The sequence below is a fragment of the Saccharospirillaceae bacterium genome, from assembly GCA_022448365.1.
In the GTDB taxonomy this organism is placed as follows: domain Bacteria; phylum Pseudomonadota; class Gammaproteobacteria; order Pseudomonadales; family Oceanobacteraceae; genus Bacterioplanoides.
Map to the genome: position 1 here is coordinate 123,288 of JAKVCS010000006.1, position 10,040 is coordinate 133,327.

Genomic DNA, 10,040 nt, shown 5'->3' on the forward strand with positions numbered 1-10,040 from the left:
GTGTAGGGAGCTACCTACCATAAAGGAAGTGCATGCTTTTAATACAAAACTATGAATTTAAAGAATAAAAAACTTAGTGACTGCCCACTCGTTGTTTAATCACCGTTCTTTGCTGTCACTGGCGACCATATTGGCGATCACGACTGAACCCGATGCAGTTCAAGCCCGAAGCGCAAGGAATTTCAGACACAAAAAAAAGCCTCGTCCCTGACGGGAGGAGGCTTTTATACATCGGATATCCATCAGTCCTGCAGGCGTAGCCTCTGTGTCGCACTATCCAGCGAGTCAGCATCGGTCTCGGAACCCAGTTTGATCATCAAACGCAGGTCATTTGGTGAGTCGGCGTGAGAAATTGCATCCTCATAGGTAATTTCACCCTGCTCATACAGTGCATAAAGCGCCTGATCGAAGGTTTGCATACCCACTTCATTGGACTTTTTCATTAATGGTTTCAGTTCGTGTACTTCGCCCTTACGAATCAGATCCGAAGCCAATGGCGTATTAATCAGCACTTCAATAACCGCACGACGACCTCGTCCGTCCGGCGTTGGAATTAACTGCTGAGCAATAATCGACTTCAGGTTCAGTGATAAGTCCATCCAGATCTGGCTATGACGCTCTGGTGGGAAGAAGTGAATTACACGCTCCAGCGCCTGGTTCGCGTTGTTTGCATGTAATGTCGCCAGGCATAAGTGACCGGTTTCTGCGAAGGTAATTGCATGCTGCATGGTTTCAGCAGAACGCACCTCACCAATCATGATCACATCCGGCGCCTGACGCAGGCAGTTCTTCAGACCAATTTCGAACGTTTCAGTATCCAGCCCCACCTCACGCTGCGTCACAATACTGCTTTCATGTTGGTGAATAAATTCGATGGGGTCCTCGATACTGAGAATGTGCCCTTTGGAGTTTTTATTACGATGGCCAATCATCGAAGCTAATGACGTCGACTTACCAGCACCGGTCGCACCCACGAATAAAATCAGCCCACGCTTGGTCATCGACAGTTCTTTGATCACATCCGGCAAGCCCAGCTGATCTACCGAGGGAATACGGGTTTCAATACGTCGTAATACCATGCCAGCAACGTTACGCTGATAGAACGCCGATGCCCGGAAACGACCAATACCACTGGCGTTGATCGCAAAATTGAGTTCTTTCCGACTTTCAAACTCGTCCTGCTGTTTGCTGTTCATCAAACCCAGCACAATATCCCGGGTTTGTTCAGCACCTAACGCACTCTTGGTTAATGGCATCAGACTGCCATTCACCTTCATGGAAGGTGGAACACCGGCGGTGATAAACAAATCCGATGCGCCTTTTTCCACCATCAGGCGTAAAAACTTATCCATTGCCATGGAAAATTACCTTTCTCTTATCGCCGGTTAGAAGTTTTCCGGGATCTTGGCTTTCTCACGTGCCACATCCCGGGTAATCAAACCTTTACTGACCAGATTCTGTAATGACTGATCCATGGTCGTCATACCGTAAGCACCACCGGTCTGAATCGCAGAATACATCTGAGCTACTTTATCTTCCCGGATCAGGTTACGGATTGCGGGAGTACCCACCATAATTTCGTGAGCCGCAATACGGCCACCACCACTCTTTTTCAGCAGCGTCTGAGAAATCACGCCCTGCAAAGACTCCGACAGCATAGAACGCACCATCGCTTGCTCTTCTGATGGAAATACATCAACAATACGGTCGATGGTTTTTGCGGCGGAGCTGGTGTGAAGCGTGCCAAACACGACGTGACCGGTTTCGGCCGCGGTCAGAGCCAGACGAATGGTCTCCAGGTCACGCATCTCACCCACGAGGATCACATCCGGGTCTTCACGGAGTGCAGAGCGCAATGCTTCGTTAAAGCCTAAAGTGTCACGATGAACTTCCCGCTGGTTAATCAGTGATTTTTTCGATTCATGTACGAATTCGATCGGGTCTTCCACCGTCAGGATATGGTCGTACTTGCTTTCGTTGATGTAATCAATCATCGCTGCCAGCGTGGTTGATTTGCCCGACCCCGTTGGTCCGGTAACGAGCACCATGCCTTTATTGGTATCTGCCAGATCTTTAAATACCTGACCCATACCCAACTGATCCATGGTAAGTACTTTGGAAGGAATGGTACGAAATACCGCACCGGCACCGCGGTTGTGGTTAAAGGCGTTTACCCGGAAACGCGCCACACCCGGCACTTCAAACGAGAAGTCAGTTTCCAGAAACTCTTCAAAGTCCTTGCGCTGCTTATCGTTCATGATGTCATAAACCAGGCTGTGGACTTCTTTGTGGCCCAGTGACGGCAGATTGATACGACGCACATCACCGTCAACTCGAATCATCGGTGGCAAGCCCGCAGACAGGTGTAAATCGGATGCCCCTTGTTTCGCGCTGAACGCCAACAATTCTGTAATATCCATAACTTCTCCTAATAAAGCCCGGTTTCAGCGTGATGCTGAACTGTGACAATAATAATACGGCCCACGATACCCGGAAACGACAATTTGCGATTGGTGACACTTTCCAGACTATTAACACGCTTAGCGCTTCTATATCATCAGCGTAGCACCACAATTACCTTTTCCTATGCTAAAGCAAGCCCTTGTAATGTCTACTCTCGAACAAAACTATCAGTCAGTCTGTAACCGTTTACAGCAAGCCTGTGATCAGGCGGGACGTGATCGCTCAGAAGTAAAATTATTAGCCGTCAGTAAAACCAAACCGGCAGAGATGGTAACGGCCTGTTATCAGCAAGGACAACGCAGCTTTGGTGAAAACTACCTGCAGGACGCCATCGAAAAAATTGAAGCCCTGCAACATCTGGAAGGTATTGATTGGCACTTCATTGGTCCGATCCAATCGAACAAAACCCGCCCTATTGCCAGTCATTTCCATTGGGTGGAAACCGTGTGTCGCGACAAGATTGCTCAGCGTTTAAACGATCAGCGACCGGATGATATGGCACCATTAAATGTGCTGCTGCAGATTAATATCAGCGCGGAACCGCAAAAAGCCGGGATCGGCATCGGTGAAGTCGCATCATTGGCACAGCTGGTAGACGATCTGCCGAAGCTCACTTTACGCGGCCTGATGTGTATTCCAGAAAACACCGAAGATGGGCGAACATTAGCCAGTCAGTTTGAACAAATGAAAACGCTGTTTAAGCAGCTGCAGCAGCAGTATCCACAGCTGGATACGTTGTCCATGGGCATGTCGGCTGACATGACGCTGGCGGTTGAACATGGCAGCACCGAAGTACGCATCGGTACTGATATTTTTGGCGCCAGATCCTGATCGTGCAATTTAAAACTACACTCAGATACAACCCGGTTGACAGTGCACTCAACCCGGCAAAACATAAGGAAACTCCATGACTCAAATCGCATTTATTGGTGGCGGCAACATGGCCACCAGCATCATTGGTGGCTTAATCAAACAAGGTGAAACCAAACCGGAGTTGGTGCATGTCAGCGATCCAAATGCCGGACAGGTTGCCAAACTCAGTGACGAGTTTGGTATTCAGGGACACACGGATAATTCGGCCGCTGTTGCTAATGCCGATGTGGTGATCATGGCGGTCAAACCTCAGGTCATGAAGCAGGTTCTGGAACCCATCAAGGCAGTCCTGACAGAGCGCCAACCGATGCTGATCTCCATCGCGGCTGGCATTAACCTGCCATCGCTGCGAGCCTGGAGTGGCTGCGAAGCGATTGTTCGCTGTATGCCGAATACTCCGTCTCTATTAGGTCTGGGGGCTACCGGCTTATTCGCATCAGAACAGGTTACCATCGATCAGCGCAATCTTGCCGATGCACTACTGCGCGCCGTCGGTATCAGTGTCTGGGTCCAGAACGAAGCGGAAATTGATGCTGTCACCGCAGTTTCCGGCAGTGGTCCAGCGTATTATTTCCTGTTGATGGAAGCCATGATTGCTGCTGGGAAGAAGCTTGGCCTGAGTGAAGAGACCGCCACTCAGCTAACCCTGCAAACCGCCGTTGGTGCCGGTCAGATGGCACAGAATGCTGATGTTGACCCAGCGGAGTTGCGCCGCCGGGTAACCTCGCCGGGCGGCACCACAGAGCGAGCAATACAAACCTTTGAGGCAGCTCACTTGCGCGATATCGTTGAGGCAGCTCTTCAGGCTGCTAATGACCGTGGTGCCGAGCTTAGTCAGCAGTTGGGCGATTAATTCGCACAATCATTGAGCTATATTTACAAATCATTATGACGATGGCGGATTGCAAAATCACAACCCGCCCACAGATAATCACCAGAAGACAAACAACCATGGAGCACTCATGTCCCCTGTCTCGCAAGTCGGCATGTTATTGATTAATACCGTTGGCAGTATCCTTCTTTTAATTGTGATGCTGCGCTTTTTACTGCAGCTGGTACGCGCCGATTTTTACAACCCGATCTCTCAGTTTATTGTGAAAGCTACCAATCCGGTGTTGATCCCGCTACGTCGCGTGATTCCGGGCTTTGGCGGATTAGACATTGCCTCTTTGGTATTGGCCTACGGGGTGCAGGTAATCTTTATGGCCGGCGCATTGCTTGTCATGGGCTATGGTCTGCCATGGGCCAACATAGTTGTCTGGAGTTTAGTCGCAATCTTTGCTCTGATTATTAAGGTGTATTTTTGGGGAATGCTGATTACCGTAATCGCTTCGTGGATTGCGCCTAACTCCTACAACCCGGCGCTGATTCTGATTAATCAGATTCTTGAACCGGTTATTCGTCCGATTCGTCAGAAAATGCCGGACATGGGCGGGCTGGACTTGTCGCCAATTATCATCCTGCTGGGTATTCAGATTGTTGAAATTGTGGCGCTTTATCCGCTGGTGAAACTGACCCAGTTTCCAAATGTTCTTGGCTTTATGATTTAACCTAATTGCTATTCAGACGGTGCACGGCGGCTTGATTTCTGAGTGGCCTTGCGCCGTTTTCGTTTGTAGCAGGTTGTACTTTTTACACCAGCCGACTTCTTACCACGAAAGCCCGATTTACCGATTGGAATACCTGATAACCGCTGGGTGTCCAGTCCACGAGCTTCGTTTACCAGACTGCGTAATTCCTGCTCAAGTGGCTGCATAAAGCTCTGATAGTTCAGCTGACGCTCACTGATTCCATTCAGTTGCTGCTCCCACAACGCCGTTCTGTCTGGCAACGTGGTGGATTGCGGTAACACCCGTATCAGTGCTTGACCCAATTCCGTTGCCCGAATTTGTTTGCCTTCACGGCGCAAAAACTGACGGGTAAACAGCAACTCAATAATGCTGGCTCGGGTTGCTTCAGTGCCCAAACCATCGGTTTCTTTTAATACCTTCTGTAATTCTTTATCCGAGACAAAGCGATTAATTCCCGTCATCGCCGCTAACAGAGTGGCATCGGTAAAGTGCACGGGCGGCTGGGTTTGTTTATGCACAATTCGCCCTTCATGACACCACAGCTGCTGGCCCTGAGTTAATGGCGGCAGCTGACTCTGGTTATAACAGTCCTCACCAGACGTGTTTTGTTTATCTGACGCTTTTTGTGGCATTGCCTGCTTCCACCCAGGCTTTAATGTTTCACGCGCATTAGCTCGGAATAATCCGCCAGCAATGCGAATTCCCACCTTGGTATCAGCGTATTCAAATGCCGGATAAAACTGCAACAAATACTGACGGGCAATTAAGCGATAAACACCCTGCTCCCACTTACCAAGTTTTTCCAATGAGGTCTGTTTTGTCGTTGGAATAATGGCATGGTGGGCATCAACCTTAGCGTCATTCCAGGCTTTGCTGCGCAACGCGAAGTCGGCATTAGCGACAACCAAAGCCAGCTCACTGGAGTTATTCCGAATAGCCGATGAGACCGATGAAATATCGCTCAGGTGCTCTGTGGGTAAATAGCGACAATCAGATCGGGGATAAGTAATCAGTTGGTACTTTTCATACAGCGACTGACAAACATCCAATACCTGCTTGGCACTCATACCCAGCGCTTTAGCCGCATCGATTTGTAACGCCGATAGGTTATACGGCAAGGGCGCGAACTGCTTTTTCCCTTTACGCTGAATCGTCTCAACGACGGCCGGTTGTTGCTGAATACGTTGGGCGACGTTGTCAGCCAGCTTGAGATTTAACACCCTCCCTTCTTCATCTTGGTGTGACGCACAGGCATCGCTGGGAATCCACTTTGCTTGAAAACTAACGGACTGTTGCGCATCCAATGCAAGCTGAGCAAAAACGTCATAGAAGGGCCTGGAAACGAAGTTGCTGATTTCTTGATCACGACGAACCACCAGACCCAGAATTGGTGTTTGAACCCGACCAACCGACAATACTGAATTCACACCGGCCTGACGGCCTTTAATGCTGAATGCTCGGGTCAGATTAATACCGTACAACCAATCCGCCCGTGAACGGGCTAAAGCCGATACCGATAACGCAGTAAAGTCGCTGTTAGGCCGCAGGCTATTGAGTGCTTTTTTCACCGCATTGGGATTGAGATCAGAAATTAAGCAACGCTGTATTTGTTGTTTGCGGGTTTTAGAAACTTTGAGGAAATCAAAAACTTCATCAACCAGCAGCTGACCTTCCCGATCCGGATCACCCGCATGGACTAGTTGATCAGCCTCTTTGACCAGCTTGCGCAATACCGACAGTTGTTTACGGGTTTTCGGTTTTGCTTGTAACTGCCATTGCTCGGGAACAATCGGCAGATGATCCAGTCGCCATTGTTTGTAGACAGGATCATAAGCATCCGGTTCAACCTGCTCTAGTAAGTGGCCGATACACCAGCTCACCACATCACCATTAGCTGCGCGAATAAAACCTTCACCTTTTTGCTGAGGCTTCGGAAGAACGGCGGCGATCGCACGCCCCAGGCTGGGTTTTTCGGCAACAAATAATCTCATAACACGGGCTTATTTTCAGACCATGATACTGTATATAAAAACAGTAATAGATAGCAAGCCAAGAAAGCGCTAGACCGTCACCTGAATATAGGTATAGATTATTAGGCTCAGTCACTTGAAAAGGAGTTCACCGTGTCTAATTTTGCCGGTAAAGCCTATGGAATGAACGTGATCACACCGCTGCGATGGTGGACAGCCGTCTGGCAGAAGATCATCTTCTGGGTGGTGGTTAAAACCTTCCCCTACTTTGTTAAAGGTCTGATGACCTTATCCATGATTCATTATGCGCGATGGACCATTATTAATCGCTGGTCATTTCCTCACCTCGACAAATCACAACCCAAAGAAAAACTCAGCTACAGCTACATGTTGTTTGAAAGCAATTTCAATGGCAGTTGGGATCAGTACATCGATTCTTTTTCTTTCGCCATCCCCTCGGGTCTGGATATGTTCTGGCGCTGGAATATCAAGTATCCAAAGTCCATTCCATTGCACGATTTCTACAATTACATTCGCTTCAATCAGGTAGAAACTGAGCATTATTATAATGCCTACCCATTAGCGTCCTCCAACGATGTAAAAAGCGCACAGGCTTTATCTGAGGGTCTCAGTAAACTAGCGATGCAAATCGAAGAACTATCGGATGAGGAATTCCTGCAAACCTACAACAACTTTCTGGCGGAGCATCAGCAAGCGTTGGGCACGATGGATGTTGGTCCGGTTATGACAATCAACCCCCAACCTGATCAGCCAGCTGCAACACACCTGCAATCAACACCCAGGGAGGAGGCAACACATGGCTAATGAATTCGGAGATTCTTACGGTTTAACCTGCTTGTGCCCGATTATGAATGGCCAGGCCGATCCACTGGCTGACGGCATTGTTGATTTGGCGTCTTACGATAAAATCACTCGCCGCCGTATTCAAACATTACCTCTGAACGAACACAGTCCGTTTGCTCAAGTACCCAACACCTACTTTGCTCGTTTATTCATTTTAAATGACGTGTTTTTCCAACAGGGAGATAACATTAAACGCGATCACCTGAAGTCGAAATATCTCGTATTTACTTCCAACTTTCATGGGAAGCTCGAATCCTATCTGGCAGGTATGTGGAATAGCAGCGAACAGGATATCCGCAATATCTGGCAGTATGCTGTCGGATTTGACAAAGTAAATGATGCCACTTCATTTACCGAGTACATTAAAAAATGCCAGCTTACTACCACCCTATTTTTTAACGGCTCCACCGACAAGAGCCTGAAGCAGCAATTAAAATCGCTGTATCTTAAGCAAGCATTCAGCGAGTTTGTTTTATTAAATCAGGGTAAAAATGCCACTGACCTTAAAGCCGAGCTTACGCAGTTTATGCAGAAAGTTGAGTTGGATAATCTCGATAGCCCAAGCTGGGTTCCCGGGCAAACTCAACTTCAGGAAGAATACTAAAATTAAAGGATTGCTTGATGACTAACAACCGACCACTCGACCTATACGATATCCAGGGAAATATTTGCAAAGGTTACGGCCGCTATGGTTTTCCAAAGGCGCGTTACTTTTTTCTCGAATTTCACCAGGCGGATCTGGCGAAGGCGTTCCTGAAACGGCTGGTCCCGCTGATTACGACCTCTGAACGATGGGCGCATAAAGATCGTCCTGAACCCGCAGAGAAACCAACCGTGACAACCAACATCGGCTTCACGTTTTCCGGCTTAAAAACGCTGCAGATTCCTGATCAATCATTGCTGGGCTTCCCATTAGAATTTCAGATGGGAATGCGTGAGCGTAAAGATATTCTGGGTGACGATGGACCCAGTGATCCACAACACTGGGATCCGGTTTGGCAAGGGGAGCACTTGCACGCCTGGCTGTCGATTAACGCCCAGAGCGATGCCTATCTCAACCAGCGCTATCAACAGATCGAACAACTTATTGCAGAAAGCCAGAACGGTGTTTCGATCCGCCGTGGCCATAAAGGACCCAATGGCAGCTTGTTAGACTACCAGGACGCCTCCGCAGTATTTGAAAACGGAAAACCAACCCCAAAAGAACACTTCGGCTTTGTTGATGGCATTGGTAATCCATATTTTGAAGGCTGTGGTAACGATCCAAGTCGCATTGCTGGTCGCGGCAAGTTAACCCGTGAGGGCACCTGGGAACCGCTGGCTACCGGCGAGTTTATTCTCGGTCATATTGATGAAGCAAAAGAATATCCCCCTGCTCCGGAACCCAAGCTGTTAGCCCGCAACGGCACCTTTATGGTGTACCGAAAACTTCACGAAAACGTGAAAACCTTTAACGACTATGTGGATAACATGGCGAAGGATTTTGACGGCAGTAAGGAATTATTAATGGCTAAGTTTGCCGGTCGCTGGCCAGATAATGGCGCACCATTGGTATTAGCTCCGGATGATAGGGCGAAAGCGGAGCTTGATCAGAGGCTGGCTGAATTAAAAACCAAGGCAGACGATGGAGATCAGTGTGCTGCTGGCCAACTCGCTGCGCTGAAGAAAAAGTGGATAGACTTCACCTATGACGACGATATGTCAGGTTCTAAATGCCCGGTTGGTGCTCATATTCGCCGGACAAACACTCGAGGTTCTCTCGAAACCGAGAAAGATGCGTTTAACAGCAAAGGGGCACTGGTTGATCGTCGTCGCTTGATGCGTCGTGGGTTGCCATACGGCGGCCATGATACGCTGACAGACGATAACAGTGAGCAAGGCATCATCTTTATGTGTATTGGTGCCAGCATTGAGCGCCAGTTCGAATTTGTACAACAACAATGGGTGAATTACGCCAACGACTTTAAATTGAGCAACGACAAAGATGTAATACTGGGCAATCACAACGGTAAGCTAACCGACAAAGCGATTATTCAGGCAGAACCGGGGGCCGGTAAAGCGCCTTTTTTCTGTACCCATCTGCCTCGTCTGGTTGAAACCCGCGGCGGGGACTACTTTTTTATTCCAAGTATCACAGCATTAGAGATGATTGCTCAGGGGATTGTCGATCCGGCTTAACGGAAATTTCTTACAAGCAAAGAAAAACCCCGATCGCATGAGCTATCGGGGTTTTGGGATAAGAGCTTGACGATGACCTACTCTCACATGGGGAAGCCCCACACTACCATCGGCGATGCTG

General features: G+C 48.6%; 9 protein-coding genes. 6 read left to right on the top strand and 3 right to left on the bottom strand.

Annotated elements, in window-relative coordinates; translation table 11 throughout:
- Positions 1–242: 242 nt before the first annotated feature.
- Together MK185_16290 and MK185_16295 are read right to left on the bottom strand one after the other, a co-directional pair.
- Complete coding sequence (locus tag MK185_16290) at positions 243–1,358, bottom strand: PilT/PilU family type 4a pilus ATPase (GenBank protein ID MCH2042192.1); 1,116 nt, start codon at positions 1,356–1,358, stop codon at positions 243–245.
- A 27-nt stretch (positions 1,359–1,385) separates the two neighbouring features.
- Positions 1,386–2,420 carry a type IV pilus twitching motility protein PilT gene (locus MK185_16295; GenBank protein MCH2042193.1) on the bottom strand — a complete coding sequence of 345 codons (1,035 nt, stop codon included), beginning with the start codon at positions 2,418–2,420 and terminating at the stop codon, positions 1,386–1,388.
- Positions 2,421–2,607: 187 nt separating this feature from the next.
- Between MK185_16295 and MK185_16300 the strand changes: the two genes are divergently transcribed.
- The 3 genes from MK185_16300 (at position 2,608) to MK185_16310 (ending at position 4,886) form a co-directional block, all read left to right on the top strand.
- The gene (locus MK185_16300; GenBank protein MCH2042194.1) at positions 2,608–3,294 is read left to right on the top strand and encodes a YggS family pyridoxal phosphate-dependent enzyme; all 687 of its coding nucleotides are present in this window, start codon (positions 2,608–2,610) and stop codon (positions 3,292–3,294) included.
- A gap of 76 nt (positions 3,295–3,370) precedes the next feature.
- Entirely contained in the window at positions 3,371–4,189 is an 819-nt protein-coding gene (gene proC, locus MK185_16305; GenBank protein ID MCH2042195.1) for a pyrroline-5-carboxylate reductase, read from the top strand.
- Between the two features lie 109 nt (positions 4,190–4,298).
- Positions 4,299–4,886 (top strand): YggT family protein, encoded by a 588-nt coding sequence (locus tag MK185_16310; protein MCH2042196.1) that lies wholly within the window; start codon positions 4,299–4,301, stop codon positions 4,884–4,886.
- Between the two features lie 8 nt (positions 4,887–4,894).
- Here MK185_16310 and MK185_16315 read toward each other — a convergent pair whose 3' ends face one another.
- Entirely contained in the window at positions 4,895–6,898 is a 2,004-nt protein-coding gene (locus MK185_16315) for a DNA topoisomerase III (GenBank protein MCH2042197.1), read from the bottom strand.
- A 132-nt stretch (positions 6,899–7,030) separates the two neighbouring features.
- On the opposite strand from MK185_16315, the gene MK185_16320 reads away from it, so the two are divergent.
- Genes MK185_16320 through MK185_16330 form a run of 3 tightly spaced genes read left to right on the top strand, consistent with a single transcriptional unit; the run spans position 7,031 to position 9,919 of the window.
- Complete coding sequence (locus MK185_16320; GenBank protein MCH2042198.1) at positions 7,031–7,702, top strand: hypothetical protein; 672 nt, start codon at positions 7,031–7,033, stop codon at positions 7,700–7,702.
- Positions 7,695–8,345, top strand: coding sequence for a hypothetical protein (locus MK185_16325; GenBank protein MCH2042199.1), 651 nt, complete (start codon positions 7,695–7,697; stop codon positions 8,343–8,345). The genes MK185_16320 and MK185_16325 overlap by 8 nt, the downstream gene beginning before the upstream one ends.
- 17 nt (positions 8,346–8,362) lie before the next feature.
- Positions 8,363–9,919, top strand: coding sequence for a hypothetical protein (locus MK185_16330; GenBank protein MCH2042200.1), 1,557 nt, complete (start codon positions 8,363–8,365; stop codon positions 9,917–9,919).
- Positions 9,920–10,040: the final 121 nt, after the last annotated feature.

What these genes read in the sequence shown, in the direction of transcription:
- MK185_16290 (MCH2042192.1), bottom strand. Translation starts at nt 1,358, where the DNA reads ATGGCAATGGATAAGTTTTTACGCCTGATGGTGGAAAAAGGCGCATCG.
- MK185_16295 (MCH2042193.1), bottom strand. Translation starts at nt 2,420, where the DNA reads ATGGATATTACAGAATTGTTGGCGTTCAGCGCGAAACAAGGGGCATCC.
- MK185_16300 (MCH2042194.1), top strand. Translation starts at nt 2,608, where the DNA reads ATGTCTACTCTCGAACAAAACTATCAGTCAGTCTGTAACCGTTTACAG.
- proC (MCH2042195.1), top strand. Translation starts at nt 3,371, where the DNA reads ATGACTCAAATCGCATTTATTGGTGGCGGCAACATGGCCACCAGCATC.
- MK185_16310 (MCH2042196.1), top strand. Translation starts at nt 4,299, where the DNA reads ATGTCCCCTGTCTCGCAAGTCGGCATGTTATTGATTAATACCGTTGGC.
- MK185_16315 (MCH2042197.1), bottom strand. Translation starts at nt 6,898, where the DNA reads ATGAGATTATTTGTTGCCGAAAAACCCAGCCTGGGGCGTGCGATCGCC.
- MK185_16325 (MCH2042199.1), top strand. Translation starts at nt 7,695, where the DNA reads ATGGCTAATGAATTCGGAGATTCTTACGGTTTAACCTGCTTGTGCCCG.
- MK185_16330 (MCH2042200.1), top strand. Translation starts at nt 8,363, where the DNA reads ATGACTAACAACCGACCACTCGACCTATACGATATCCAGGGAAATATT.